A 26,228-nucleotide genomic window follows, 5' to 3' on the forward strand; every position below is an offset into this window, starting at 1 on the left:
CCCGCCGGAGCGGTTTGCGCCGGTTCAGCTTGCCAGCGCCATCCGTATCTTGCCGGCGTTCTGGGCCAGGACTTCAGGCTTTTCCATCTGTCCGCTGTGCGGTTTCAGGGGAATGCCCTCGAAGCGCGGAATGACATGGACGTGAAGGTGAAAGACAGTCTGCCCCGAAGCTGGTTCGTTGAACTGCATAACCGTGACGCCATCTGCATCGAAGGCCTTCTTTACGGCCCGCGCAACTTTCTGGACGTGAGCGAAGAGCGGGCCAAGCACCGCCGGATCCGCGTCAAGCAGGTTGCGCGACGGCGCTTTCGGCACCACCAGCGTGTGACCCTGTCCTTGCGGCATCACATCCATGAAGGCAATGACCGCTTCATCCTCGTAGACGCGGTGCGAGGGGATTTCTCCGCGCAGGATTTTGGCGAAGATGTTGCTGCTGTCGTAGGTTGCTTCGGCCATGGCGCGCGCTCCGGTTCTTGGCTCGCTGTCTCGTGTAGCGAAGCTGTTCCGGGCGGGCAAGACGATCGATCGACATCGGCCATGCGGGCCCGCGCGGCTGAGCGATTGGGGCCCGCTACCCTACTCCGCCATGTCCTTGCGGAACGGGGTGTGCTCTTCCAGATATTCGCTCATCCGCTCGACTTCGCGCCGCTCGCGCTGGAGGTAGTCGGCCACTGCATTGCGCAGACCTGGATGGGCGATATAGTGCGCCGAATGCATCGTCACGGGCCGGTAGCCGCGCGCCAGCTTGTGCTCGCCCTGAGCACCGGCTTCAACCACCTTCAGCTTGCGCGAGATGGCGAAATCGATTGCCTGATGGTAGCAGACTTCGAAATGCAGGAATGGGTGGTCCTCGATGCAGCCCCAGTTGCGGCCGTAGAGCGCGTCTGAGCCGATGAAGTTGATGGCGCCCGCTATGTAGCGTCCGTTGCGTTTGGCCATGACCAGCAGGATGTCGTCGGCCATGCGCTCGCCGATTAGAGAGAAGAAATCGCGGTTGAGGTAGGGCCGGCCCCACTTCCTGCTGCCGGTATCCATGTAGAACGCGAAAAAGTCGTCCCAGGCCTTTTCGGTCAGATCCTTGCCGGTCAGCCAGTCGATCGAGATGCCGTCGGCGAGCGCCTCGCGCCGCTCTTTCTTCATTGCCTTGCGCTTGCGCGACGCTAACGTCGCGAGAAAATCGTCATAGCTCGAAAAACCTTCGTTGAAGAAGTGAAACTGCTGGTCGGTGCGATGCAGGAAACCGGCCGCCGCCAATATCTGGACATCGTCCTCCGGCGCGAAGGTGACATGGGCGGAAGACACGCCGAGCTTATCCGTCACCGCCTTCAGGCCGGCCGCAAGACCGGCCTTGACGGTGGGACTGTCCTCGCCCTTGCCGACCAGCAGGCGAGGGCCGGTGACGGGCGTGAACGGCACCGCGCATTGCAGCTTCGGGTAGTAGCGCCCGCCGGCACGTTCGAATGCGTCCGACCAGCCATGGTCGAATACATATTCGCCCTGGCTGTGCGACTTCAGATAGCAGGGGACCGCCCCGAGCAGCTTGCCTCGGGCGGTTTCCAGCCTCAGGTGATGGCCTTGCCAGCCGGTACGCCGAACAGCGCAGCCGGAATCTTCCAGCGCGCTCAAAAAAGCTAATGAAACAAGGGGGTTGTAGCCGTTTTCGGCATCGCCGCGCGTAGTGCCGCCGAGGTTGTCCCATTCAGCGCTGGTAAAGGCCCCGATGCCCGCCGCGATGCGGATCGACAGCTCCGCGTTCGCCGTTTGTCTTTCGCAGTCGTCCCCTTGATCCATGGGGCTTACTTAAGCTCGCTGCTGACCCATACAAGCCCGCTCAAGCAAGCCGTACCAGATCTGGCTCGAATCCTTCGAACGTCATCTGGTCGGCATATTTGAAGGTCAGCTCGACGGCAGGCTGGTCGTGCACGGTCCAGGTGATCACCGGCATACCGAGTTTTTCTCGCACGAAGGAGACGAACCGGTTCGGCAGGTCGCCGGCGGCGTAGGAGGTGAAGGCGATGTCATGCGCCAGCATGGCGAAATGCGCCTCGATCAGGTGGTTGTCGTTGCCGTAGGCGGTCAACCCGCCGGGTATGCCGGGGGCATATTTCGGGAACTCACGGATCAGCCAATGGTCGAACGACATGATCGCAGTCTTGCCCTTGTATTGCTTGAGCATCTTGCCGACGCTTTCGACCAGGCCTTCGTCGTGCCCGGCAGCTCCTTTCAGTTCGACAACCATCGGCACACGGCCGTCGACCAGATCAAGCGCCTGCTGCAGCGTCGGCAAATGGTCAGCGGTGCCGCCGACCTTCAGCGCGGTGATCTCGGCAGCCGTACGCTGCCAGACGAAGCCGTTTTCGCCGGTTAGCCGCCGCAGATCGCCATCGTGGATGATGACGGGGACGCCGTCGGATGACAGGTGCACGTCGCATTCGATCGCGTAGCCGCGCTCGGCCGCCGCGGCGAAGGCGGAAAGGGTGTTCTCCCAGCGCGTCTTGTTCATGTCGTGGAGGCCGCGATGGGCGACGGGCCGGGCGGTCAGCCAGGAAAGATCGGTCATGGTTGCAGTCCCGGTCATTCGATTTCGAAGATCGCTTCGATTTCCACTGCGGCATTAAGCGGCAGGGAGGCGGTGCCGACGGCGGAGCGAGCGTGCTTGCCGCGATCGCCGAGCACCGCGGCGAGAAAATCCGAGGCACCGTTGGCAACCAGATGCTGTTCGACAAAATCCGGTGCCGAGGCGACGAAGACGGTGATCTTCACCAAGCGACGGATTTTCTCGAGATCGCCAAGTGCTGCCTGGGCCTGCGCCAATATGTTGATCGCACAGTATTTTGCGGCTTCCTTGCCGGTCGCGGTGTCGACATCGCGGCCAAGTAGTCCGCTCGCCTGGAGCTTGCCGTCCTTGAGCGGCAACTGCCCGGCGGTGAACAGCAGATTGCCGGTCCTGCAATACGGCACATAATTGGCGGCGGGCGCGGCGGCGGCCGGTAGCGTCACGCCGAGACCGCTTAGCCGCTTTTCGATTGTTTCGCTCATGCTATTTCCCTAATTGCTTGAAGGTGCCGCGCAGGCCGGGCCGAAATTGCTATTTTTGCCTCGCTTCCGCCACGACTTTTTTTAAGCTGGACCATCTTTCCATGCGGCCTGCCATTAGCCGCGATGATCGGAGCACCCCATGCGCGCAACGCGCCTCGTATTCAACGCCGTTCTCTTGACAGCGGCTTCCTGGGCGGCTCCCGCTTTTGCGGTGCCGGCGCTGCAGGCGCATCGCGCGGTTTACGACATTTCACTCGACAAAGCCTCCGACCGCTCCGGCATCACCGGCATCACCGGCCGCATGGTCTACGAGTTCAACGGCTCGCCTTGCGAGGGCTATACGGTAAAGTTCCGTTTGGTGACCCAGATCGTAACCAGCGACAACACCAGGCTGACCGACCAGCAGATGACCACCTTCGAGGACGCCGAGGGCAAGACCTTCTCCTTCGTGAACAAATCCTTTGTCGACCAGAACCTCGACAAGGAGGTCAAGGGTACCGCAACGAAGGAGGCCAACGGTCTCAAGGTCGATATCGACAAGCCCGAGAAGAACAGCCTGGAACTCGCGCCGACCCAGTTCCCGACCCAGCAAATGGTCGAAATGATCGGCAAGGCGGAAAAGGGTGAGCGCTTCTACGAAACCAACCTGTTCGACGGCTCTGAGGATGCCAACAAGGTGGTGACCACCACCGTCGTCGTCGGCAAGCAAGCCGATGCCGACAACGCCGATCCGGAAGCGCCGGCGCTGGCCAAGCTCGCCACCGACAAATACTGGCCGGTCGACATCGCCTATTTCGATGATGCCGACAAAGGCGGCGAGGAGGTGCCGGAATACCGGATCAGCTTCAAGCTGCACAAGAACGGCATCACGCGCGATCTCGTCATGGACTATGGCGAGTTCTCGATGACCGGCAAACTGGTCAATCTGTCGCTGTTCGATCAGCCAAAGACCTGCCCGTCGAAATAGGCTGGAACCAACGACAAGCCGCCGGCCGCTATCCGGGATAGTAGCGCTTGATCTTGCGGGCGTGTCGTATCGACTTGAGCATGCCGCAATTGCCCATCATCGTCTAACGACGGTAAGCGCCGTGGGGGAGCAGGTTGAGCAGGATCGACGTTTTTGTGGCGCCGCGGCCCAATGCGACGCTGATCAAGGCCATGACGTTCGTCAACCGAATTGTCATGCTGCACGGCATTCCAGGCTTTCGCGACCTGTTGCCGTTCAACTGTCTGGCCGGTTTGCGCGGCGTCGCCAATGTCCGCCACATCTATTTTCCAGAGGATGACCGGCAAAGGCTGAAGGCTTGTTGCGGTGCGGGCAAGGCGACGTTCATCACGCCCAACCATCCCGAATTCTTTACCGACTGGATGATCGACAAGGAGGTCGTCTCGCGGGTAAGCCCGCTGACGGCATCCTGGGCCACGCACGGCGTCGTCAACGGGCTTGGCCGGCTGATGCAGAAATTCTGGTTGGCCAACAATCTGATCGCGCAAATCCCGGGCAACAGCGCGGCCGCCAAGGAACATTCGGTGGCCTGGGCGCTGAAGGGGCACGGCGTGCTCCTGCATCCCGAAGGCGGTGTCGGCTGGCATGCCAACATCGTTGCCCCGCTGCTGCCAGGCGCGGTCGAGATGGGATACGAGGCGCTGAAGCGCGGCCGCCTGACGGATCCGGATTTCAAGGTTTGGATCGCGCCCGTGGTCTGGAAGCTTGCTTTCACGGGGAATGTCGAGGCAGCGCTGACAAAGGAATGCGCCTATGTCGAGAACAGCCTGAAGATCGAACGCCGTGCCGCCGATTCGCTGCCGGAGCGCATCCATCATATCTATGCGACGTTGCTGTCGCGCGATGAGGCTGCATATGGCCTGCGGTCCGATGAGCGGGTTTCGTATGACGCACGTCAAAAGGACCTGCTCGCGGAACTCGGCCGTCGCCTTGCTGAACTTGTCTCGGTCGACGCCGACACGCTCGACACTGCCGAGCTTTTGCGGCGCTCGCGGCGCTGGCTGCGGGAGAACATGGACGGCACCGAAAACCAGACGCAGGTCCGAATGCTGGCAGATACGATCCAGCGCCTGCAGCGTGTCGGGCCGTGGGCCTCAGCCAATCCGCGCATCACGCAGGAGGAGATCGCCGAACATTTGAAGCGGATCCGCAACGACTATTGCAAGGGTACGCTGCGCGATACGATCAACCGTTTCGTGCCGCAGCCGGCAGGCCCACGCCGCGCCTATGTCCGGGTACCGGAGCCGCTAGGGTTGCACGCTTATCAAGGTTCCGTCGAGGAGGCACGCGCCGAACTGCACGACCGGATGCAGGAGACCGTCACCAGGACGATGACGCAACTCGAGGCCGGCGGCGCCTTCATTTTCTATGCCAATCCCTTCTATCATCGTTAGCGGCGTGTGGTCGGCGCAAGATGAAGGAGTGCGGCAAACCTCATGGCGGTCTATGTCGATGCGGCGATCTGGAAATGGGTCGGCCACCGCTGGTGTCATCTGCTGGCAGACGATACCGACGAGCTGCATCGCTTCGCCGCGCAGCTCGGCATCAAGCACTCGTCCTATCAAGGGCCGCCCAAGACATCGGCGCCGCATTATGACATAACCGGGTTGGAGCGCGACCGCGCGGTGCGGCTCGGCGCCATCGAATGCACCCGCGAGGAGATCGTCGCTGTTTTCCGGCGGGTGCGGGTGCCGAAGGGGAAGATGGGACAATGACACCGGTGCGCTGATCGCCGCACGCTGAGCCGCAAGACGCCACAGCGCTTGCGTTTGTCGCGCTTCCCCTCTATATGCGCGCTCATTCCACACACGGACTTTGGTGTCTGCCCGGGAGAAATCCGGCTGAAACCTCCGGTGGCGTTCGAGGACAAAGTCCAAAAATGCCTGTGTCCGTGGAGGCTAACCGGAAAGGAAATAAGAATGGCTCTGCCTGATTTCAGCATGCGCCAGCTATTGGAAGCTGGCATTCACTTCGGCCACCAGACCCACCGCTGGAACCCGAAAATGGCGCCCTATATCTACGGCGCCCGCAACAACATCCACATCATCGACCTCTCGCAGACGGTGCCCCTGCTGCACCAGGCGCTGAAGCAGGTTTCCGACACTGTTGCCAAGGGCGGCCGCGTGCTGTTCGTCGGCACCAAGCGCCAGGCCTCCGACATTGTCGCCGATGCCGCGCAGCGCTCGGCCCAGTACTATGTCAATTCGCGCTGGCTCGGCGGCATGCTGACCAACTGGAAGACGATCTCGAATTCCATCCAGCGCCTGCGCAAGCTCGACGAGATGCTGGCCGGCGAGGCACAGGGCCTAACCAAGAAGGAGCGCCTCAACCTCGATCGCGAGCGTGAAAAGCTCGACAAGGCGCTGGGCGGCATCAAGGATATGGGTTCGACGCCCGATTTGATGTTCGTGATCGACACCAACAAGGAAGCGATCGCCATTCTCGAGGCCAAGCGTCTCGGCATCCCGGTCGTTGCCATCATCGATTCCAACTGCGACCCGGACAAGATCGACTTCCCGATCCCCGGCAATGACGACGCGGCCCGCGCCATCCAGCTGTATTGCGATCTGATCGCCAAGGCAGCTATCGACGGCATCGCCCGTCAGCAGGGCGCGCTCGGTGTCGATATCGGCGCATCGGTCGAGGCTCCGGTCGAGCCGGCGCTCGAGCAGACCCCGGCCGCCGAGAGCCCGGCAGCCCAGACCCCGGAAGCATAGTAGCGAAGGCCGGCTGCGGCCTTCATCTTTCCAATATGTTGGCGCGGTAAGCGCTACCGGCACCAGGCGCATCATCGAAGATCGATGGTGCGTCAGTGCATTTAGACAAAGAGGCGACAATGAGCATTTCGGCTGCACAGGTCAAAGAACTCCGCGACTTGACCGGCGCGGGCATGATGGACTGCAAGGCGGCGTTGAACGAGACCAACGGCAATATGGAAGAAGCCATCGACTGGCTGCGCAAGAAGGGCATTTCCAAGGCCGACAAGAAGGCTGGCCGTACCGCTGCCGAAGGCCTGATCGGCGTCGATTCCGGCGTCCGCGAGGCAGCGATCGTCGAGGTCAATTCCGAGACGGACTTCGTTGCCCGCAATGCTGCGTTCCAGGAGATCGTCGCCAATGCCGCGAAGGTCGCGCTTGCCTATGGCGGCAAGACCGAGGCCGTTGCCGCTGCTCCCTATCCGGGCTCGGGCAAGTCGGTCGCCGAGACCATCAAGGACGCCGTCGGCACCATCGGCGAGAATCTGGGCTTCCGCCGCTCGGCCAAGCTCACCGTCGAGCACGGCGCTGTCGCAACCTACGTTCACAATGCGGTCGCCGACGGCCTCGGCAAGCTCGGCGTGCTGGTGGCCATCGAGACGACAGGCAACGCGCATGCCGCGAACGCCTTCGCCCGTCAGGTTGCCATGCATGTCGCTGCCACCAATCCGATGGCCTTGACCACTGAAGAGCTCGATCCGGCCGCGGTGGAGCGCGAGAAGGCGATCTTCGCCGACCAGGCACGCCAGTCCGGCAAGCCAGAAGCGATTATCGAGAAGATGGTCGAGGGCCGTTTGCGCAAGTTCTACGAAGAGGTCGTGCTGCTCAAGCAGGCTTTCGTGCTCAATCCCGACATCACCGTCGAGAAGGCGCTGAAGGATGCCGAAAGCGAGATCGGCGCGCCAGCCAAAATCGCTGCCTATCTGCGCTTCGCGCTCGGTGAGGGCATCGAGAAGGAAGAGACCGATTTCGCGGCGGAAGTCGCGGCAGCGGTCAAGAAGTAAACTATTCGTTTAAAAGGCTTTTTCGGCCGGGTGTCCGCGAGGATGCCCGGCCGATTTCTTGCGCGGTGTAGGATCAACTCAAGGACGACCTCGGCGCGCTCGATTTCGACATTGCGCAGGACGTTCGGGCACGGCTCGATGCGGTGAGCCGGTCATTCACACCCTTTTTCGTATTCGTTCTTCGGCTCGGAAATACAGGGTGGCCTTACCGGAGGTCAGACAGTCGGTGACGAGCCGGCTGGCTACATGCCGAACCTGTTCATGCAAGGTGCTTTTGCCGTGTAAGCTGAGCTGGAAGAGAGTTTTCCGGCTCGGGCGCCGCGTGACATCGTGGCGCCCTTCGTGTATCGGAACGCCCAGTGTTTCGGGGCGCACCGAAACGCGTCACACGCACGATGACGAGGACCAGATGACGGTGAAGCCCCTCTACCGACGTGTCTTGCTGAAAGCATCGGGCGAAGCGTTGATGGGCGAGCAGCATTTCGGCATCGACGTATCGGTGGTCGACCGCATCGCCGCCGACATCGCCGAGGCCCGCGCATTGGGCATCGAAGTCGGTGTCGTCATAGGGGGCGGCAACATCTTCCGTGGCGTCGCAGTCGCGTCAAAAGGCGGAGACCGCGTCACCGGCGACCATATGGGCATGCTTGCCACCGTCATCAATTCGCTGGCGCTGCGCACCTCGCTCAACAAGATCGGCGTCGACGCCGTGGTGCTGTCGGCGATCGCCATGCCCGAGCTTTGCGAAAGTTTTTCGCAGCGTCAGGCGACCGCCTACATGAACCAGGGCAAGGTCGTTATCTTCGCCGGCGGCACCGGCAATCCGTTCTTCACCACCGATTCGGCTGCAGCCCTTCGCGCCGCCGAGATCGGAGCCGATGCTCTGTTCAAGGGCACCCAGGTCGATGGTGTCTATTCGGCTGATCCTAAGAAGGACCCGCACGCGACACGTTTCGAGCGGATCAGCCATGACGAAGTCATCAAACGCGGGCTTTCGATCATGGATACGGCGGCGATTGCACTTGCGCGCGAAAACAACATTCCGATAATCGTCTATTCGATCCACGAGAAGGGTGGTTTCGGCGATATCCTGAGGGGTGGCGGCCGTTGCACGGTCGTCGCAGACGATTGACCGGACCATGAACCCGAAAGGGATCGGTTGCGGATGAGGCTCGAACAGGGCTTACCCTAAGCAGTGAACCCGGGTTAACGGGTCGAGGAGACGATGATGAGTGGCGAATACGACGATCTCAAACGGCGCATGGACGGGGCGATCGCCGCGTTCAAGCATGATCTGGCTTCGCTGCGCACCGGCCGCGCGTCGAGCAACCTGCTCGATGCCGTCCAGGTGCAGGCCTATGGCACCACCATGCCGATCAACCAGGTGGCAACAGTGTCGGTTCCGGAACCTCGCATGATTTCGGTTTCGGTGTGGGACAAGTCGATGGTCAGCGCGGTCGACCGTGCCATCCGTGAAGCCAATCTCGGGTTCAATCCTATCGTCGACGGTACCAATCTCAGGATTCCGCTGCCCGAGCTCAACGAACAGCGCCGCAAGGAGCTGGTCAAGATCTCGCACGGTTATGCCGAGAATGCCCGCGTCGCCGCACGACACGTTCGCCGGGACGGCATGGACTTTCTGAAAAAGGCGGAAAAGGACGGCGACATCAGTGAGGACGACCATCGCAAACGGGCCGACCAGGTTCAGAAACTGACCGACGAGACAATCAGCACCATCGACCACCTGCTTTCCGACAAGGAAGCGGAAATCATGCAGGTCTAGGGTCTGGCCACGGCTGGCCCGGAAGTGAGAACATGGCAACGCCCGCGCATGTCGCGATCATCATGGACGGAAACGGACGCTGGGCCAAGGCGCGCGGCTTGCCTCGGCTGGCTGGTCACCGCGCCGGCGTCGAGGCGCTGCGCAAGACAGTGCGCGCCGCCCCCGGCCTCGGCATCTCCTTCCTGACCGTCTACGCTTTTTCGTCGGAAAACTGGTCACGACCGAAATCCGAAGTCAGCGACCTCATGGGCCTGCTGAAGCTTTTCATCCGACGTGACCTCGCCGAGCTGCACCAGAGTGGGGTGCGGATCAGGGTCATCGGTGACAGGGCAGGGCTGCAGCCCGACATAAGGGGGCTGCTCGAGGAAGCCGAAACGCTCACCCTTAGCAACGAGGCGCTGACGCTGGTCATTGCCTTCAATTACGGCGGCCGCGACGAGATCGTGCGCACGGCGCGCAAGCTCGCCACAGCGGTGGCGCGCGGTGAGATCGACAGCGAGGCGATCACGGCCGAGTCCTTTGCCAGCTCGCTCGATACAGAGGGCATTCCGGATCCGGAACTGGTCATCCGCACCAGCGGCGAGCTTCGGTTGTCGAATTTCCTGTTATGGCAGGCTGCCTATAGTGAACTCGTTTTTCTGCCTTGCTACTGGCCCGACTTCAGTCGCGAGCACCTGTCCGATGCACTGCGCGATTTCGCCGGCCGCGAGCGCCGTTTCGGCGGACTTGCCGCCCAAGATGTCGCCTCAGGCTGAGGAATGAGCAACCTCCAGCTCCGGGTCATTTCGGCCGTCGTGCTTGCCATCGTCACGCTTGGCCTGACCTGGCTCGGCGGACTGCCCTTCCGGTTGCTTTGCGCTGCCATGGCGGCGGTGATCTTCTACGAGTGGACGCGGATGAGCCGCCCCGTTGCCCCGGCAGGTGCTGGTGCTATGGCAGGTCTCGGCTTTCTGCCCGAGGCGCTGATCGTGGTCTTTATTGGTGCCCTCGTCGCCGGCCTGCCTGCGTCTTTGCTGCTGCCGCTCGTCGCTGCTCTGGTTGCTGTCACTGCCATCGCGGCGACGATGCGCAAGGCAGGACCGTGGGAAGCATGCGGCCTTGCCTATGCGGCCGTGTCGGGCTTGTCGCTGGCCTTCTTGCGTGATGGCGACCATTCAGGGCTGCTGGCCATTCTGTTCCTATTCGCCGTGGTTTGGGCGACCGATATTTTTGCTTATTTCGTCGGCCGCTCCGTCGGTGGCCCAAGGCTGGCGCCGTCGATCTCGCCCGGCAAGACGCGGAGCGGGGCGCTCGGTGGGGTGGTCGGCGGCGTAGTGGCCGGTCTGCTTCTGGCCGCAGTAGCCGGAACGGGCAACCTCGCCGTGCTTGGCGTGGTCGCACTGGTGCTTTCGATCGTCGCGCAGGCCGGCGACCTGTTCGAATCATGGGTCAAACGACGCCACGGCCGTAAAGATTCCGGCACGCTGATACCCGGCCATGGCGGCATCATGGATCGGGTCGATGGGCTTGTCGCGGCGGCTTTCGCCCTATACGTCATCGGCTGGATTTCCGCGACCGCCGACCATCCGGCACAGGGGCTGTTTCCGGTTTGAACGGCATCGTCGGTGAGCCGGCGCGGGGCTGCGTCATGGATTCGCCTGGATTGATGTCACAGTCGCGGCGTGATCTGCGCCGTGGATGAATTTGAGGGCATGAATTGAACGAGATTCTTCACGCGGTTTTCAGCACGGACGGCCTTGTCCTCGGCACGCTGGTGCCTTTTCTGTTCGTGCTGACCGTGGTCGTGTTCGTCCACGAAATGGGCCATTACCTCGTCGGCCGCTGGTGCGGTATCGGCGCAAAAGCCTTTTCGATCGGTTTCGGCCCTGAGATCATCGGCTTCAACGACAGCCGCGGCACGCGCTGGAAGCTTTGCGCCATACCGCTCGGCGGCTACGTCAAGTTCGTCGGCGATATGAACGCGACGTCGAGCCAGCCCAGCTCGGAGGAGGTCGAGGCGCTGAGCGACGACGAACGCAAGGTTGCCTTCCACACGCAGCCGATCTGGAAGCGGGCGGCGACCGTCGTGGCGGGGCCGCTGTTCAACTTCCTGCTGACGATCGCCGTCTTTGCCGTGCTGTTTTCCATATATGGTCGGCCGGTTTACGAGCCGATGGTGGCTGAAGTCACCGCAGGCAGTCCGGCAGCGGCGGCCGGCATCATGTCCGGTGACCGATTCGTCAGCGTCGACGGCAGCAAGGTCGAGACCTTTGCCGACGTCCAGCGTCTGGTTTCGGGCCGCGCCGGCGACAGCATCACCTTCGTTATGTTACGCGGCGGCAAGGAAATCACCGTCACGGCGACGCCGCGCTTGATGGAACAACAAGACGCATTGGGCAACAAAGCCCAGGTGGCCGTGATCGGCGTCGTCAACAACAAGGAACTCGGCCAGCCGCGGCTGATCACCTACAGCCCGGCCGGGGCAGTCGGGGCGGCCGTCCAGGAAACCGGACACGTCATCCAGCGCACCGGCCAGTTCCTGCAGCGTTTCGTTGTTGGCCGCGAGGACAAGTGCCAGCTGGGCGGGCCTATCAAGATCGCCAAGATGTCGGGCCAGGCGGCAAAGCTCGGCTTCGAATTGCTCGTCCAGCTTGTTGCATATCTGTCAGTCGGGATAGGAATTCTCAATCTTCTGCCGATTCCCCCCCTCGACGGAGGGCATCTTCTGTTCTACGGCGTGGAAGCTGTCATCCGACGGCCGGTGTCCGAACGGATGATGGAAATGGCTTATCGGAGCGGCCTCATCCTGGTGCTCGGCTTCATGGGTTTTGTTTTCTGGAACGATCTGTTTGGGTGCTGAAATCATGAAGAAATTTGGCTTCAGCGCGACCAATGTTGAGACGCCGTTTACCATGCGTGGGGATATGCGTGACGCGAAAGCCACGCCACAGGGTTAAGTAAATACAAATTAACCAGAAGCCTTGCGTGTAGGGAAAATCCGGTTAATACGGTAGGGGAAATTACCGCACGTCCGGTTTTCTCGCCGTGGGGACTTCGAGAAAAGGTACAAAAGCCCGATGAAGGCAGCATCCAAGTTTCTGAGCGCCGCGTCCGCGGTGGCTATGTCCGCTGCTCTGGTTGTACCAGGCGCGCTCGCAGTGCAGTTCGTTGCCACATCGGCCGCCGAGGCGGCTGTCGTCTCCAGAGTCGAAGTCACCGGCAATCAGCGTGTCGACGCGGACACCATCCGCAATTACGTGACAATCAAGCCCGGCAAGGCGTTTTCCAGCTCCGACATCGACGATGCGGTCAAGGCGCTGTTTGGCACCGGGCTGTTTTCGGACGTGCAGATCAACCAGGTCGGATCGACGCTGGTCATCAAGGTTTCCGAATACCAGGTCGTCAACCAGGTGCTGTTCCAGGGCAACAAGAAGCTCAAGGACAACGCGCTTGCAGCCGCGGTGCAATTGAAGCCGCGCGGCACCTTCTCGCAACAACAGCTCGACGCCGATGTCGAGGCGGTCAAGGCCGCCTACCGGCGTATCGGCCGCGACGATGCCGCCGTGACCACCCAGATCATGGATCTCGGCGACAACCGGGTAAACGTGGTCTTCAACATCAACGAAGGCGGCCGCACCCAGATTGCGGCGATCAATTTCGTCGGCAACAGCGCCTATTCGAGCCGCCGTCTGTCGGACATCATCTCCACCAAGCGCTCGTCCTTCCTGTCGTTCGTGCTGCGCGACGATGTTTATGACGAGGACAAGCTGCGCGCCGACCAGGAGCTGCTGCGCCGCTTCTATTATAATCACGGCTATGCCGACTTCCAGGTCGTCTCGGCTGTCGGCGAACTCGACGACACAACCAACAAATACACCGTTACCATCACGGTGCAGGAGGGCGAGCGGTATACGTTTGGGGACGTCAGCGTCGAAAGCACGATCCCCGAGGTCGACAGCAAGTCGCTTGAATCGGTGGTCGAGACCCACAAGGGCGATGTCTATAACGCCAAGGATGTCGAGGACACGATCATCGCGCTGACCGAAAAGGTCGCCGGTTCTGGTTATGCCTTTGCCCAGGTGACGCCGCGCGGTGACCGCAACTTCGAAAACCACACCATCTCTGTCGTTTATACGATCGACCAGGGCACCAAGGCCTATATCGAGCGCATCGAGATCCGCGGCAACGATCGGACGCGCGACTACGTCATTCGCCGCGAGTTCGATGTCAGCGAAGGCGACGCTTTCAATCAGGTTCTCATCCAGCGCGCGAAGAGGCGGCTGGAAGCGCTTGATTATTTCGAGAAAGTCGAGATTTCCACCGTTCCGGGCTCTGAGCCTGATCAAGTCGTACTGGTGGTCGACGTGGTCGAGAAATCGACCGGTGAGTTCTCGGTCGGTGCCGGTTATTCGACTGGTGGCGAGACGGCTGGTCCGTCCGTCGAAGGTTCAATCAGTGAGCGCAACTTCCTCGGCCGCGGCCAATTCATCAAGGTGGCGGCTGGCGGCGGCAAGAACTCGCGCGACTACAGCTTCTCGTTTACCGAACCGTACTTCCTTGGTCGCCGTATCGCTGCCGGATTCGACATCTACAAGCAGACTCGAAACTATGACCATTACGATAGCGACACGACGGGCGCGACAGTGCGCTTCGGTCTGCCGATTACCGACAACATCTCGACTCAGCTCGCGTATAATATCGCTCAGGAGAAGTATGAGTTCGACGAGAACTGCGACCCTGCCACCTGCGATGTCTCCCAGGCGATTATAAACGGTGTCGAAGAGAGTCCGTGGCTCAAATCGTCGGTTAGTCTCGGCCTAGTTTACAATACTATTGACGACATGAAGAATCCCCATGAAGGCATTTTTGCCAACGTCGGCACGGAAGTGGCTGGCGTGGGCGGCGACGCCAAGTTCATCAAGGTGACAGCGCGCGGCAGCATTTATCAGACGTTGTCCGAACAATTGGATCTGGTAGGCCTCATTTCTGGCGGTGCCGGCCATGTCCAGGGATATGGCAGCGGCGACCTGCGTGTCTTCGACCATTTCCAGAGCAGCGATCGCATGATCCGCGGTTTCGAATATGGCGGCATCGGTCCGGTTGCCTCGGACAACAGCAATGACCATCTCGGCGGCACCACTTACTTCAATGCCTCGGCGGAAGCGCAGTTCCCGCTGCCGGTCATCCCGGAAAGCTTCGGTTTGCGCGGCGCGGTATTCGCCGATGCGGCAACGCTCTACGGCAGCAAGATTGCCTCCAACCTCGTCAATCAGTCGACGACCGGCATGGAATGGCGCGCTTCTGTCGGCGTCGGCTTGATGTGGGCATCGCCTTTCGGCCCGATTCGCATCGACTATGCGATCCCGGTCAAGAAGGAAAAGACCGACGACGTGCAGGAATTCAACTTCGGCATATCGACCCGCTTCTGATGTGCGGGTAACGATGCTTCCGGCTCGTTTGGATCGGGATGTCAGTGATCCGACACTACAGCGCAGTGCGTCCTATCGGACGCTCAAAGAACGTTGTAGCAACTTGATTTGCGCATGATCCTTTCCGAGGATCGATTTCCGATTTCGGGGTCATGCGCTAGCTGGATATTGCTTCTGGAATGACCGATCCGGTGTTCTTCGCGCCCTCACGCCGGTATACGGCCGGCGAAGTCGCGAATCTGACCGGCTCGATGCTTGTCGATTCCGCTCTCTCCGATGTTTCGATCGACGCTCTGGCTCCCGCCAACGAAGGCGGCGAGAACGCCCTTGTCTTCGTCGATGGCAGGCGCAATTTCGCCCTGATGCAGTCACTGCGGGCGGCAGCGGTTCTCTGCCCTGCCGAATTTGCCGCCAAGGCGCCGGCGGGCATCGCGGTTCTGGTGCATCCGCGCCCGCAGCAGGCTTTCGCAATGGTCGGGCGCCTGCTTTTCCCGGCGGCTGCAACGCCTGGGCCGATGACCGGCGAAACCGGTATCTCGCCGCACGCCCATATCGATGCGACCGCCCATGTCGAGCCCGGTGCGATCATCGAAGCGGGCGCGGTCATCGGACCGCGCGCTGCCATCGGCAGCGGAACCGTCATTGCCCCTCATGCGGTTATCGGTCCTTCCTCCCAGATTGGCCGCGACGGCTATGTCGGTCCAGGCGCCAGCGTGCAATATGCATTGATCGGCAATCGCGTCATCATTCATGGCGGCGCCAGGATCGGCCAGGATGGCTTCGGCTTCGTGGCCGGCGCCAAGGGTCCGGAGCGGGTTCCGCAGATCGGCCGCGTCATCATCCAGGACGACGTCGAGATCGGGTCGAATACGACCGTCGATCGCGGCGCCATGTCCGACACGATCATCGGCCAGGGTACCAAGATCGACAATCTGGTGCAGATCGCGCACAACGTTCGCATCGGCCGCAATTGCATAATAGCCGGGCTTTCGGGTATTTCCGGTTCTGTGACGGTAGGCGACAACGTCACCATGGGTGGCGGCGTCGGCCTTGCGGATCATTTGACCATAGGGTCCGGCGCCAAGCTTGCGGCAAGAAGCGGGTTTATGAGCAATGTGCCTGCCGGTGAGATTTGGGGAGGATATCCGGCGCAGCCGATGGCGGAAGCTATGCGCGAGATAGCGGCCTTGCGCAGACTTGCACGGACGCGCAAACAGGGTGAGGGGGGAAATGGCTGACATCGCAGCGGCGACGCTCGAAGCGGTTGACATAATGCGGCTGATGAAGCTCCTGCCGCACCGCTATCCGTTCTTGATGATCGACCGTATTGTCGACATAGATGGCGACGAATCCGCAATCGGCATCAAGAACGTCACCATAAACGAGCCGCATTTCCAAGGTCATTTCCCCGACCAGCCGGTCATGCCCGGCGTACTGATCATCGAGGCGATGGCGCAGACGGCCGGCGCCATCTGCATCCGCAGCCTTGGTACGGAAAAGCCGTCGCTGGTTTATTTCCTGACCATCGACAATGCCAAGTTCCGCAAGCCGGTCGTTCCAGGTGACCAGCTGAAAATTCATGTGAAGAAAATCAAGAAACGCGGCAATCTTCTCAAATTCGCTTGCGAGGCCCTCGTCGATGGCGCCAAGGCGGCGGAAGCCGAGATCTCGGCGATGATGGTCGCAAGCGGCTGACAAACGAATGCTAATGAAAATCCAGACAGTCATCCATCCATCGTCGGTCATCGAGGCAGGCGCCCAAATCGGCGAAGGCGCCCGCATCGGGCCCTTCTGTCACGTCGGCCCTGATGCCGTGATCGGCGACCGCGTCGAACTGGTCAGCCATGTCTCGGTGATTGGCGCGACCACCATCGGTGCATCGACCAAGGTTTATCCGATGGCGATACTGGGCGGACCACCGCAGAACACCAAGCACAAGGGCGGCCGTACCACGCTGGTGATCGGCGAGAACTGCACGATCCGCGAAGGCGTCACCATGCATGTCGGCACCGATTCCAGCCGCGGCGAAACGACGATCGGCGACAACGGCAATTTCCTTGCCTATGCCCACATTGCCCATGACTGCGTGGTCGGCAAGAACGCCACCTTCGCCAATCAAGCGACGTTAGGCGGGCATTGCGAAGTCGGTGACAATGTCTACATCGGCGGCCTTACCGCGGTTCATCAGTTTGTCCGCATCGGCGATAACGCCTTTCTCGGCGGCTGCTCGGCGATCGTCGGCGACGTCATTCCCTACGCCATCGCCGTTGGCAACCGTGCCAGCCTTCGCGGCCTCAACATCATTGGGCTGAAGCGCGCCGGCCTGCCACGTTCGGAGATCCATTTGCTGCGCAAAGCCTATAAGACGATCTTCGATCGCTCCCGGACCGTCGGCGAAAACATCGAATTCGCCAAGGCGGAGTTCGCCTCGTCGCCGACTGCCATGAAGATCGTCGATTTCATCGCCGGTCGCGGCAAGCGGCACTATGCCGTGCCGTCGCTCAAGGGTGGCGACGGCGACGATACCGATGATGAAGACTGAGAGCAGATGACGAAGATTGAGGCTGCCGGAAAGGGCCTTGATCTCGCGCCAGATGCCAAGGTCGGCATCATCGCCGGCGGCGGCAGCCTCCCGGTCGAAATTGCCCGAGCGCTCGCCCGGCAAGGCAAATTGCCCTTCATCGTGATGGCGGCGGGCGAGGTCGATCGCATAGCCGATTTCGAGGCCTATGAGCAGGCAACCTTGAGGCTGGAAGACGTCGGCTCGCTGTTGCCGATCCTCAAGCGGCATCACGTTACGCATCTGGTGACCGCGGGTCATATCACGCGCCGCCCCAGGCTGAGCGCCATGCGCCTCAATTTGGGCCTGCTCGCCTGGCTGCCCAGCCTCTTCGTCGGTGTAACTCGGGGAGATGATACGGTGCTGAAATTGTTCGTGCGCAGGATCGAGCGCAGCGGCATCAAAGTCGTCGGCGCTCACGAGATCGTGCCGGAGCTGGTCGCCGCCGAAGGACTGCTGACCAAGGCGGCGCCACGCAAAGCCGACTGGCGCGACATCGAGGCGGCGCACGCGGCGGCAAAAGCCATCGGCGCGCTGGATATCGGCCAAGCGGCTGTTGCGGTCGGCGGCCGCGCCATTGCGCTGGAAGGCGTCGAAGGGACTGACGGGCTGCTCGAGCGGACAAGGGAGTTGCGCGGGCACGGCAGGCTGGCGGGCAGGACGCGCGGTGTCCTGGTCAAATGCGCTAAGCCCGGTCAGGAACTGCGTGCCGACCTGCCCTCCATTGGCCCGCTGACCGTCGAGGCGGCGCATGCCGCCGGACTGGCCGGCATTGCCGTAGAAGCCGGCCGCTCGCTGGTGCTCGAAGGTCCCGCCACCATCGGGCGTGCCAATGCGCTCGGCCTGTTCGTGATCGGGCTGCCTGCTGCGGAGCCGGCGCATGGCGAATGAGCGGCCGTTGAAGATAGCCATCGTCGCCGGCGAGGAGTCCGGTGACCTGCTTGGCGCCGATCTTGTGCAGGCGTTAAAGCGCATGACCGGGCGCGACGTTCGGCTTGTCGGCATCGGCGGCCGCCATTTGCAGGCGCTCGGCCTGGCGCCATTGTTCGACGGCAGCGAGATCGCGCTGATGGGACTTAGCGCCATCCTGCGCGACCTGCCGCGCCTGATGCGGCGGATCGGCCAGACGGCAAACGCGATTTCCGGTGAAAAGCCCGATTGCCTTATCACCATCGACAGTCCGGATTTCTCGCTGCGCGTCGCCAAAAAGGTGCGTGCCGCCGATCCGACTATCCCGATCGTCCACTATGTCTGCCCGAGCGTGTGGGCTTGGCGGCCGGGCAGGGCGGCGGCGATGAAACCGTATGTCGATCACATTCTTTGCATTCTGCCGTTCGAGGTGAAGGAACTCGCTCGCCTGGGCGGGCCGCCCGGGACCTATGTCGGGCATCGCCTTGCACACGATCCGGGCATAATCAGTGCCACCAGGGCGCAGGCGCAGCCGCGTGACCTGTCCGCAGATCACGTCAAAACGTTGCTTATATTGCCCGGTTCGCGTCGCGGCGAGGTGCGACGCCTGGTCGGGCCGTTCGGCGAGACAGTGTCGATCCTGCGGGTGCGGGGGCACCGCTTGCGCCTGCTGTTGCCGACGGTCCCGCACGTCGCCGACCTCGTCAGGACCTCGGTTGCGAGCTGGGACGAGAAGCCGGAGATCATCCTTGATGCCGAACGCAAATGGCAGGCCTTCGGCAAGGCGGATGCGGCGCTGATCGCGTCGGGGACGGTATCGCTGGAACTTGCACTGGCAGGTGTGCCGATGATCTCCTGCTACCGGCTCGATCCGGTCATGCGCATGGCGCAGCCGCTGATCAAAGTATGGAGCGCAGCCTTGCCCAATCTCATTGCCGACCGGCCGGTTGTGCCGGAACACTACAATCAATATGTGCGGCCGCATTATCTGGCGCGGCAACTGGAAGCGCTGTTCTCCGATACCGCCTACCGCACTTGGCAGAAGCAGGGTTTTGCCGACATTGCCGGGCGTATGGCAACCGCCAAGCCGTCAGGCGAGATTGCTGCGGAGGTGGTGATGGGTATGGTGAGGAATGGGTGAATAATGAATAGCGAGTAGGAAATGGTGCTGGCGGTAACGGCCAGCTGCTTCAGCTATTACTCGCTACTCGCTACCTTCACCGCTTCGCGATCGGCACGTAATCCCGTTCCGGCGCGCCGGTATAGAGCTGGCGCGGGCGACCGATCTTCTGGTGCGGATCCTCGATCATCTCCTTCCACTGCGCGATCCAGCCGACGGTGCGGGCGACCGCGAACAGTACGGTGAACATGGTGGTGGGGAAGCCCAGCGCCTTAAGAGTGATGCCGGAATAAAAATCGACGTTGGGGTAGAGCTTCTTCTCGATGAAATAGGAATCGGTCAGCGCGATCTTTTCCAACTCCATGGCGATGTCGAGCAGCGGATCGTCCTTGATGCCGAGCTCGCCCAGGACTTCGTGCGCGGTTTTCTGCATGATCTTGGCGCGCGGATCGTAGTTCTTGTAAACGCGGTGGCCAAAGCCCATCAATCGGAACGGATCGTTCTTATCCTTGGCGCGCGCAATGAATTCCGGGATGTGATCGACATGGCCGATCTCGCCCAGCATGTTCAGGGCTGCCTCGTTGGCGCCGCCATGTGCAGGACCCCACAGGCAGGCGATGCCGGCAGCGATACAGGCAAAGGGATTGGCGCCCGACGAGCCGGCCAGGCGGACGGTCGAAGTCGAGGCGTTCTGTTCGTGATCGGCGTGCAGGATGAAGATGCGCTCCATCGCGCGCGCCAGCACCGGATTGATCTTGTATTCCTCGCAAGGCACGGCGAAGCACATATGCAGGAAGTTGGCTGCGAAATTCAGCTCGTTCTTCGGATAAATGAACGGCTGGCCGATGTGGTATTTGTACGCCATCGCCGCGATTGTCGGCATCTTGGCGATCAGCCGCATTGAGGCGACCATGCGTTGATACGGATCCGAGATGTCAGTGGAATCGTGATAGAAGGCCGACAGCGCGCCGACCACGCCGCACATCACCGCCATCGGATGCGCATCACGGCGGAAGCCGGTGAAAAAGCGCGACATCTGCTCATGCACCATGGTGTGGCGCGTCACCCGGTAGTCGAAATCGTCCTTCTGCGCCTTGGTCGGCAGTTCACCATAGAGCAAGAGATAGCAGACTTCGAGGAAGTCGCCGTGCTCGGCCAATTGGTCGATCGGGTAGCCGCGGTGCAAAAGAATGCCGGCATCGCCATCGATGAAGGTGATTTCCGATTCGCAGCTCGCCGTCGACGTAAAGCCGGGATCGTAGGTAAAGACGCCGGCGGTGTTGTAGAGCGAACCGATGTCGATGACGTCAGGTCCTACCGAACCACTTCGGATCTTGAATTCATGGGTTTTGCCGCCGAGCTCCAGCTTTGCCGTCGATGCCTGGGTTTTGCCGCCAAATTCCATTTTCGTCGCAGGTTCGGTCATAGCAAACTCCTTTTTGTTTCCTCAGGCCGGCAAAGGCAAAATATCTGAACCCAACACGTCAAAAGCATCGGACTATGCACATTTTGCGCCCGCAATTGTATCTGCGCGCCAGATTAGGCCAAGGCCCAATGTTGCACTGCGAAACACACCTTTCAATGCCAATCTTCTTGGGCCAGTTCGCTAATCGATTTGATCAGCGATCCGCGCCAGGCTTTCCTCGCGGCCCAGCACGGCAAGCACATCAAAGACACCTGGCGAGGTACTTTTGCCGGTGAGCGCGGCGCGCAAAGGTTGGGCCACAGCGCCGAGTTTATGGCCGCCGGCCTGCGCGTAGTCGCGGATCGCGGCTTCAGCCGAGGCGGCAGACCAGTCCGAAACCGTGGCCAGTGCGGCATGAGCGCCCCGCAGGATCGCGCGCGCCTCACCGCTGAGCAGCGCCGCCGCCTTCTCGTCGACCGGCAGCGGCCGCTCGACGAACAGGAATGCAGCCCCTTCAACAAGTTCGACCAGCGTCTTGGCGCGCTCCTTCAGGCCGGGCAAAGCGGCCAGCAGTTGCGCCTTGCGTCTGTCGTCGAGGCGGGCGGCGATTGCCGGGCCGCCTTCGAGATAGGGCAGAGTGGCGATGAAGATGTCGAGCAGCGCCGCGTCGTTCATCCGGCGCATATGCACGCCGTTGAGCGCCTCGAGTTTGGCGAAGTCGAAACGGGCGGCGCCCTTGTTGACATCGCCAATGTCGAACCATGCGATCATGTCGGCGATCGACATGATCTCATCGTCGCCGTGGCTCCAGCCAAGCCTCGCCAGATAGTTGAGCAGCGCCTCCGGCAGGTAGCCCATGGCGCGATAGGCCTCGACGCCAAGCGCGCCGTGCCGCTTCGACAGCTTGGCGCCGTCGGCACCGTGGATCAGCGGGATATGCGACATCGACGGCACCTCCCAGTCCATGGCCTGGTAGATTACGGTCTGGCGTGCGGCGTTGGTCAAATGATCGTCGCCGCGGATGATGTGGGTGATGCCCATGTCGTGATCGTCGACAACGACGGCATGCATGTAGGTCGGATTGCCGTCCGAGCGCAGAATAATGAAATCGTCGAGATCCTTGTTGGGAAAACGCACGTCGCCCTGGACGCGGTCATGCACCACCGTCTCGCCGTCTGTCGGCGCCTTGATGCGGATCGCCCCCTTGGCGCCGGGCGGCGCCTCCGACGGGTCGCGGTCGCGCCAGCGTCCGTCATAGCGGGGAGGCAGCCCCTTGGCCCGTGCGTTCTCGCGCATTGCTTCCAGCTCGGCAGGCGTCGCATAACAATAATAGGCCTTGCCCATGCGAACGAGCTCCTCGGCCACCTCGCGATGGCGCGGCGCACGCTCGAACTGCGACACCGGCTCGCCGTCCCATGTCAGGCCAAGCCAGGAAAGCCCGTCGAGAATGGCCGCGGTTGCCGCATCGGTGGAGCGCTCGCGGTCGGTGTCTTCGATGCGCAGCAGCATCGTGCCGCCTGTGTGCTTGGCATACAGCCAGTTGAACAGCGCCGTGCGCGCGCCGCCAATATGCAGATAACCGGTGGGCGAGGGGGCAAAACGGGTGACGACCTTATCGGGCATGGAACTCTCAGGCGGGCCAAGGAAGTGGGTTTGCGGACTTTCGCGCGTTGCGCGTTCATGTAGCATAGGAGGTCGAGGGCGCAAGGGGCAGACCCGATGGCTGTGCGAGGCCGTGGTGCGGGCGAGGGCGAGGACGCTGGCAGCGGCGTCAGCGAACGCTTGCTGTTCGCCGCTCCCCTGCCTGTCCTGCCGGCACCGGCATTGCTGCCCGCTCCGCGCTTCGATGCTCCGTCGCTGCCGGCCAGCGACCTAGCAACGGTTCCGGTGCCTGCGTCCGAGCCCATCGTGCGCCTACGCCGGCGTTTCCGCCTCCCGTCACCGTCCCGCATCCGCAACAGCGTAACCTCGGCAGCCGGCCTGGAACTCGACCGTGGCGTCGCCTTCCTGCTGGTGCCGGTGTTCCTCGCATGCGGGGTGGTCGTATATTTCGCGCTGTCGGCGGAGCCAGCCTTTCCGCAGCCGATCGCAATCGTGCTCCTCGCGGCCCTTTGTGCCGTCATGTCGCGGTCATGGCCCAGAACCCGCCTGTGCTTCATGGTGGCGCTGCTCTGCGCGCTTGGCGTGCTTGCCGCCAAGTTCGAGACCTGGCGTGTCGGGACGCATGTGCTCGGTTCTGAAATCTCGACGCGGCTGACGGGTCGCGTCGTATCGTACGAACCCATGGCTAGCGGCCGCATCAGGCTGACGATCGATGTGATCTCAACCGCCAGGCCGACGCTGCGCTACATGCCGGAACGGGTCCGCATTTCGGCGATGAAGATACCGGCTGAGCTGGCCGCTGGTTCCGAGATCGCCGGCTATGTGCGGTTGCTGCCGCCGACCGGCCCGGTGCGGCCCGACAGCTATGATTTCTCCTTCGACAGCTATTTCGCGGGCATCGGCGGCAGCGGCTTCTTTCTCGGGAATCCGAAAGTCGTGGCGTCGGGCAGCATGCCGCTTGCCGCGCGGCTTTCTTCCGCGATCGAAGACGCGCGCGAATCCATCGCCGACCATATCCGCAGCCGCATCGGCGGCGCCGAGGGCGAGATTGCTGCTGCGCTGATCGTTGGCGTGCGCGCCGGCATTCCCGAGGAGATCAACGAAGCGATGCGGCGTACAGGCATCTACCACATCATCTCCATCTCGGGGCTGCATATGGCGTTGGTCGCCGGCACCATCATGGCGCTGCTGCGCGGTGCCTTTGCGCTGTTTCCCGACTTCTCATCGCGACGGCCGGTCAAAAAATATGCCGCCGCCGCCGCGCTTTTTTCGATTGCGGCGTACCTCGTCTTTTCCGGCATTGTGGTGGCGGCCGAACGCAGCTTCATCATGCTGGCGGTGATGCTCATCGCCGTGCTGTTCGACCGGGCCGCGCTCACCATGCGCAATCTGGCGATCTCGGCCATCGCGGTCATCGTAGTGTCGCCGCACGAGGTGGTCGGTCCGAGCTTCCAGATGTCCTTCGCCGCGACGGCGGCCCTTGTCGGCGCCTATGCCGGCTGGTCCGATTACCGCACCGGCAGGGCCACCACGCCGCCGCCCCGGCGATCGCCGCTACGCTTGGCCACTCGAAAGGTCCTGCTGGGCATGGGCGGCCTGGCGATGACCTCGATCATTGCAGGGAGCGCCACGGCGCTTTTCGCCATATGGCATTTCCAGCGCGTAGCGCCGCTCAGCCTGTTCGCCAATCTGGCCATCATGCCTATCGTCTCACTGGTCGTCATGCCCTTTGCCGTGCTCAGCGCGCTGGCGATGCCGTTCGGCGCGGATGGGCCTTTCCTCTACGTGATGGGCAACGGGCTGACGGCGATGATCGCCCTGTCCGGGTGGATCTCCGAGCGCTCGCCGATCGATGCGGTCGGACTGATTTCGCTGAGATCTGTCCTTTTGGTGACGATCGCCCTCGTCATTGCCAGCATGGCGACGACCTGGTTGCGGCTCGCGGCAATTCCTTTTGCGCTCGCTGGCTTGCTAACGACAACGCAGACGCGCGTACCCGACGTATTGATCTCGGAGGACGCACGGCTGGTCGCGCTGCCGATCGGCAGCGGTGAGCTCGCGGTCAACCGGGCACGCCCGAATGAGTTCACCATCGACAACTGGAAACGCGCGCTCACATCAGAGGCTATCGTCGCGCCGGAAACACCTGGAAAGAACGATCCGCAATTCGACATTGCCGATCCGGCCGACCTACCGCCGGGCATGCCGTTCATTTGCACGGACGGTCTCTGCCTCGCCAGGCATCCATCCGGCGCGATCATTGCGCAAGCCAAGGACCGCGATACCGCACGGCCAGCCTGCGCCTTCGCCAGCTTGATCGTCATCGACGACGCCACCGCCCATAATCCCTGCTACTACGACCGGCTGGTCCTCGTCGTCACCAAACGGCAACTGGCGCGCGCGGGAAGTGCGGCCGTCTATTTCGATCCACAAGCGGCAACACGCGCCGAAATCCGCTTCGCCGTCGAAAAATCATACCGGCCCTGGCACGTGCAGCGGAAATTTTCACGCGCGGCGCGCGGCCTGCCGCCATACCGCAGGGCCGACAATCCAAAAGCCGGCACCAAGGGCGCAACTCAGTAGCGGCGGATCAGCCCAACGAGCTTGCCCTGCACCTTGACCCTGTCTGGTCCGAAGATGCGCGTCTCGTAGGCCGGATTGGCGGCCTCCAGGGCGATCGAGGCGCCCTTGCGGCGGAACCGCTTCAGCGTCGCTTCCTCCTCGTCGACCAAGGCCACCACGATCTCACCGGGGCTCGCCGTATCGGCGTTGCGGATGATCACCGTGTCGCCGTCGAAAATGCCAGCCTCGATCATCGAATCGCCTTTGACCTCGAGCGCATAATGCTCGCCGCCCATGATCATATCCGGCGGCACCGAAATCGAATGCGTCTGGTGCTGGATAGCATCGATCGGCACACCAGCGGCGATGCGGCCCATTACCGGGATCGAAACGGCGGCGACGACATCATCGTCATTGCCGGCTGCAGGGACGCGCGACGATGTCGGCTTGCCCTGCCGAGGGGCACCTTGCCCAAGACTGCCCTGGATGACACTCGGCGAGAACTTGCGTGCCGCATTGAGGCCGGGGGCGATCGAGTCAGGCAGGCGTAGTACCTCCAGCGCACGGGCCCGGTTGGGCAAACGGCGAATGAAGCCGCGCTCCTCCAGCGCCGTAATCAGTCGGTGGATTCCGGATTTGGAAGCCAGGTCGAGCGCTTCCTTCATCTCGTCGAAGGAAGGTGGGATACCGCTTTCCTTCAACCTTTCGTGGATGAACATAAGCAGTTCGTGTTGTTTGCGTGTCAGCATAGCGACCCCCAACAGAATCAGAAAACAAACCCAGAACAGACACTATCTGTTCCAGTTGTGTTCCGCAACTGTTTAAAGTTTAATGAATACGTTAAGGCTCGGGAAACAAACGACGTCCCCTACCGGCGTACCGTATTTTCGCCGCCGCGAGCCTCATCGCCTTGATTCTGCTTTCGTTTGCGCCCTTCTGGCGTCCCGGAAGGGCGCATTGGCATCGGCCGTCCGCCGGCAAAGGGCACGGAAGTGAACCCCTATCGAATGTGCGGTTTGGTCAATGCACCGTGAACGAAACGAACTCAAAGCGCCAACCTCGGGGTTAAGTCCC

Annotated in this window: 24 protein-coding genes; 17 read left to right on the forward strand and 7 right to left on the reverse strand. The window is 61.8% G+C overall.

Annotated elements, in window-relative coordinates:
* Positions 1 to 24: 24 nt before the first annotated feature.
* The 4 genes from NKH17_RS20605 to NKH17_RS20620 form a co-directional block, all read right to left on the reverse strand.
* Complete coding sequence (locus tag NKH17_RS20605; protein ID WP_352898945.1) at positions 25 to 456, reverse strand: HIT family protein; 432 nt, start codon at positions 454 to 456, stop codon at positions 25 to 27.
* Positions 457 to 576: 120 nt separating this feature from the next.
* Positions 577 to 1,791, reverse strand: coding sequence for a GNAT family N-acetyltransferase (locus tag NKH17_RS20610; protein ID WP_352898942.1), 1,215 nt, complete (start codon positions 1,789 to 1,791; stop codon positions 577 to 579).
* Between the two features lie 40 nt (positions 1,792 to 1,831).
* Positions 1,832 to 2,560, reverse strand: a complete 729-nt coding sequence (locus NKH17_RS20615) for a glycerophosphodiester phosphodiesterase (protein WP_352898941.1) — start codon at positions 2,558 to 2,560, stop codon at positions 1,832 to 1,834.
* Positions 2,561 to 2,574: 14 nt separating this feature from the next.
* Positions 2,575 to 3,039, reverse strand: coding sequence for a RidA family protein (locus NKH17_RS20620; protein WP_352898938.1), 465 nt, complete (start codon positions 3,037 to 3,039; stop codon positions 2,575 to 2,577).
* 139 nt (positions 3,040 to 3,178) lie between these two features.
* Here NKH17_RS20620 and NKH17_RS20625 point away from each other — a divergent pair, with 139 nt between their 5' ends.
* From NKH17_RS20625 to lpxB, 16 genes are all read left to right on the forward strand, one after another.
* Positions 3,179 to 4,006 (forward strand): cell envelope integrity EipB family protein, encoded by an 828-nt coding sequence (locus NKH17_RS20625; protein ID WP_352807070.1) that lies wholly within the window; start codon positions 3,179 to 3,181, stop codon positions 4,004 to 4,006.
* A gap of 134 nt (positions 4,007 to 4,140) precedes the next feature.
* The gene (locus tag NKH17_RS20630; RefSeq protein WP_352898935.1) at positions 4,141 to 5,439 is read left to right on the forward strand and encodes a lysophospholipid acyltransferase family protein; all 1,299 of its coding nucleotides are present in this window, start codon (positions 4,141 to 4,143) and stop codon (positions 5,437 to 5,439) included.
* Between the two features lie 42 nt (positions 5,440 to 5,481).
* Positions 5,482 to 5,760, forward strand: a complete 279-nt coding sequence (locus NKH17_RS20635; RefSeq protein ID WP_352645641.1) for a DUF4031 domain-containing protein — start codon at positions 5,482 to 5,484, stop codon at positions 5,758 to 5,760.
* 204 nt (positions 5,761 to 5,964) lie between these two features.
* Entirely contained in the window at positions 5,965 to 6,762 is a 798-nt protein-coding gene (gene rpsB / locus NKH17_RS20640) for a 30S ribosomal protein S2 (RefSeq protein WP_254817316.1), read from the forward strand.
* A 119-nt stretch (positions 6,763 to 6,881) separates the two neighbouring features.
* Positions 6,882 to 7,805, forward strand: coding sequence for a translation elongation factor Ts (gene tsf / locus NKH17_RS20645; RefSeq protein ID WP_352645643.1), 924 nt, complete (start codon positions 6,882 to 6,884; stop codon positions 7,803 to 7,805).
* A 409-nt stretch (positions 7,806 to 8,214) separates the two neighbouring features.
* Positions 8,215 to 8,937 carry a UMP kinase gene (gene pyrH / locus NKH17_RS20650; RefSeq protein WP_023674934.1) on the forward strand — a complete coding sequence of 241 codons (723 nt, stop codon included), beginning with the start codon at positions 8,215 to 8,217 and terminating at the stop codon, positions 8,935 to 8,937.
* A 96-nt stretch (positions 8,938 to 9,033) separates the two neighbouring features.
* The gene (gene frr / locus NKH17_RS20655; protein WP_084640965.1) at positions 9,034 to 9,588 is read left to right on the forward strand and encodes a ribosome recycling factor; all 555 of its coding nucleotides are present in this window, start codon (positions 9,034 to 9,036) and stop codon (positions 9,586 to 9,588) included.
* 32 nt (positions 9,589 to 9,620) lie between these two features.
* Complete coding sequence (locus NKH17_RS20660; RefSeq protein ID WP_352478920.1) at positions 9,621 to 10,343, forward strand: isoprenyl transferase; 723 nt, start codon at positions 9,621 to 9,623, stop codon at positions 10,341 to 10,343.
* 3 nt (positions 10,344 to 10,346) lie between these two features.
* Positions 10,347 to 11,180, forward strand: coding sequence for a phosphatidate cytidylyltransferase (locus NKH17_RS20665; protein WP_352898930.1), 834 nt, complete (start codon positions 10,347 to 10,349; stop codon positions 11,178 to 11,180).
* A gap of 104 nt (positions 11,181 to 11,284) precedes the next feature.
* Complete coding sequence (gene rseP / locus NKH17_RS20670; protein WP_352478918.1) at positions 11,285 to 12,427, forward strand: RIP metalloprotease RseP; 1,143 nt, start codon at positions 11,285 to 11,287, stop codon at positions 12,425 to 12,427.
* Positions 12,428 to 12,644: 217 nt separating this feature from the next.
* The gene (gene bamA, locus NKH17_RS20675) at positions 12,645 to 14,996 is read left to right on the forward strand and encodes an outer membrane protein assembly factor BamA (protein WP_352478917.1); all 2,352 of its coding nucleotides are present in this window, start codon (positions 12,645 to 12,647) and stop codon (positions 14,994 to 14,996) included.
* A 179-nt stretch (positions 14,997 to 15,175) separates the two neighbouring features.
* Complete coding sequence (gene lpxD / locus NKH17_RS20680) at positions 15,176 to 16,234, forward strand: UDP-3-O-(3-hydroxymyristoyl)glucosamine N-acyltransferase (protein ID WP_352478916.1); 1,059 nt, start codon at positions 15,176 to 15,178, stop codon at positions 16,232 to 16,234.
* Positions 16,227 to 16,691 (forward strand): 3-hydroxyacyl-ACP dehydratase FabZ, encoded by a 465-nt coding sequence (fabZ, locus tag NKH17_RS20685; RefSeq protein ID WP_023674942.1) that lies wholly within the window; start codon positions 16,227 to 16,229, stop codon positions 16,689 to 16,691. The genes lpxD and fabZ overlap by 8 nt, the downstream gene beginning before the upstream one ends.
* Before the next feature lie 13 nt (positions 16,692 to 16,704).
* Complete coding sequence (gene lpxA, locus NKH17_RS20690; protein ID WP_352478915.1) at positions 16,705 to 17,538, forward strand: acyl-ACP--UDP-N-acetylglucosamine O-acyltransferase; 834 nt, start codon at positions 16,705 to 16,707, stop codon at positions 17,536 to 17,538.
* 6 nt (positions 17,539 to 17,544) lie between these two features.
* Positions 17,545 to 18,447 (forward strand): LpxI family protein, encoded by a 903-nt coding sequence (locus NKH17_RS20695; protein WP_502901866.1) that lies wholly within the window; start codon positions 17,545 to 17,547, stop codon positions 18,445 to 18,447.
* Positions 18,437 to 19,606, forward strand: coding sequence for a lipid-A-disaccharide synthase (gene lpxB, locus NKH17_RS20700; protein ID WP_352972151.1), 1,170 nt, complete (start codon positions 18,437 to 18,439; stop codon positions 19,604 to 19,606). Before NKH17_RS20695 ends, lpxB begins: the two co-directional genes overlap by 11 nt.
* Before the next feature lie 76 nt (positions 19,607 to 19,682).
* Here the strand turns inward: lpxB and gltA are convergent, their stop codons facing one another.
* Positions 19,683 to 21,011, reverse strand: a complete 1,329-nt coding sequence (gene gltA / locus NKH17_RS20705) for a citrate synthase (protein ID WP_254817305.1) — start codon at positions 21,009 to 21,011, stop codon at positions 19,683 to 19,685.
* A gap of 180 nt (positions 21,012 to 21,191) precedes the next feature.
* Positions 21,192 to 22,613 (reverse strand): glutamate--tRNA ligase, encoded by a 1,422-nt coding sequence (gene gltX / locus NKH17_RS20710; protein WP_352478911.1) that lies wholly within the window; start codon positions 22,611 to 22,613, stop codon positions 21,192 to 21,194.
* 96 nt (positions 22,614 to 22,709) lie between these two features.
* Here gltX and NKH17_RS20715 point away from each other — a divergent pair, with 96 nt between their 5' ends.
* Entirely contained in the window at positions 22,710 to 25,175 is a 2,466-nt protein-coding gene (locus NKH17_RS20715; protein ID WP_352806649.1) for a ComEC/Rec2 family competence protein, read from the forward strand.
* On the opposite strand, the gene lexA is transcribed toward NKH17_RS20715, so the two are convergent.
* Positions 25,169 to 25,903, reverse strand: coding sequence for a transcriptional repressor LexA (gene lexA / locus NKH17_RS20720; protein WP_023674949.1), 735 nt, complete (start codon positions 25,901 to 25,903; stop codon positions 25,169 to 25,171). The two genes, NKH17_RS20715 and lexA, sit on opposite strands and share 7 nt — an antisense overlap.
* Between the last annotated feature and the right edge of the window lie 325 nt (positions 25,904 to 26,228).

It is taken from the genome of Mesorhizobium sp. M1334 (assembly GCF_040317995.1).
GTDB lineage: Bacteria > Pseudomonadota > Alphaproteobacteria > Rhizobiales > Rhizobiaceae > Mesorhizobium.

Bases quoted from the DNA above. Each gene is read 5' to 3' on its own strand.
- NKH17_RS20605 (WP_352898945.1), bottom strand. From the start codon at position 456: ATGGCCGAAGCAACCTACGACAGCAGCAACATCTTCGCCAAAATCCTG.
- NKH17_RS20610 (WP_352898942.1), bottom strand. From the start codon at position 1,791: ATGGATCAAGGGGACGACTGCGAAAGACAAACGGCGAACGCGGAGCTG.
- NKH17_RS20615 (WP_352898941.1), bottom strand. From the start codon at position 2,560: ATGACCGATCTTTCCTGGCTGACCGCCCGGCCCGTCGCCCATCGCGGC.
- NKH17_RS20620 (WP_352898938.1), bottom strand. From the start codon at position 3,039: ATGAGCGAAACAATCGAAAAGCGGCTAAGCGGTCTCGGCGTGACGCTA.
- NKH17_RS20625 (WP_352807070.1), top strand. From the start codon at position 3,179: ATGCGCGCAACGCGCCTCGTATTCAACGCCGTTCTCTTGACAGCGGCT.
- NKH17_RS20635 (WP_352645641.1), top strand. From the start codon at position 5,482: ATGGCGGTCTATGTCGATGCGGCGATCTGGAAATGGGTCGGCCACCGC.
- rpsB (WP_254817316.1), top strand. From the start codon at position 5,965: ATGGCTCTGCCTGATTTCAGCATGCGCCAGCTATTGGAAGCTGGCATT.
- tsf (WP_352645643.1), top strand. From the start codon at position 6,882: ATGAGCATTTCGGCTGCACAGGTCAAAGAACTCCGCGACTTGACCGGC.
- pyrH (WP_023674934.1), top strand. From the start codon at position 8,215: ATGACGGTGAAGCCCCTCTACCGACGTGTCTTGCTGAAAGCATCGGGC.
- frr (WP_084640965.1), top strand. From the start codon at position 9,034: ATGAGTGGCGAATACGACGATCTCAAACGGCGCATGGACGGGGCGATC.
- NKH17_RS20660 (WP_352478920.1), top strand. From the start codon at position 9,621: ATGGCAACGCCCGCGCATGTCGCGATCATCATGGACGGAAACGGACGC.
- NKH17_RS20665 (WP_352898930.1), top strand. From the start codon at position 10,347: ATGAGCAACCTCCAGCTCCGGGTCATTTCGGCCGTCGTGCTTGCCATC.
- bamA (WP_352478917.1), top strand. From the start codon at position 12,645: ATGAAGGCAGCATCCAAGTTTCTGAGCGCCGCGTCCGCGGTGGCTATG.
- lpxD (WP_352478916.1), top strand. From the start codon at position 15,176: ATGACCGATCCGGTGTTCTTCGCGCCCTCACGCCGGTATACGGCCGGC.
- fabZ (WP_023674942.1), top strand. From the start codon at position 16,227: ATGGCTGACATCGCAGCGGCGACGCTCGAAGCGGTTGACATAATGCGG.
- lpxA (WP_352478915.1), top strand. From the start codon at position 16,705: ATGAAAATCCAGACAGTCATCCATCCATCGTCGGTCATCGAGGCAGGC.
- NKH17_RS20695 (WP_502901866.1), top strand. From the start codon at position 17,545: ATGACGAAGATTGAGGCTGCCGGAAAGGGCCTTGATCTCGCGCCAGAT.
- lpxB (WP_352972151.1), top strand. From the start codon at position 18,437: ATGGCGAATGAGCGGCCGTTGAAGATAGCCATCGTCGCCGGCGAGGAG.
- gltA (WP_254817305.1), bottom strand. From the start codon at position 21,011: ATGACCGAACCTGCGACGAAAATGGAATTTGGCGGCAAAACCCAGGCA.
- gltX (WP_352478911.1), bottom strand. From the start codon at position 22,613: ATGCCCGATAAGGTCGTCACCCGTTTTGCCCCCTCGCCCACCGGTTAT.
- NKH17_RS20715 (WP_352806649.1), top strand. From the start codon at position 22,710: ATGGCTGTGCGAGGCCGTGGTGCGGGCGAGGGCGAGGACGCTGGCAGC.
- lexA (WP_023674949.1), bottom strand. From the start codon at position 25,903: ATGCTGACACGCAAACAACACGAACTGCTTATGTTCATCCACGAAAGG.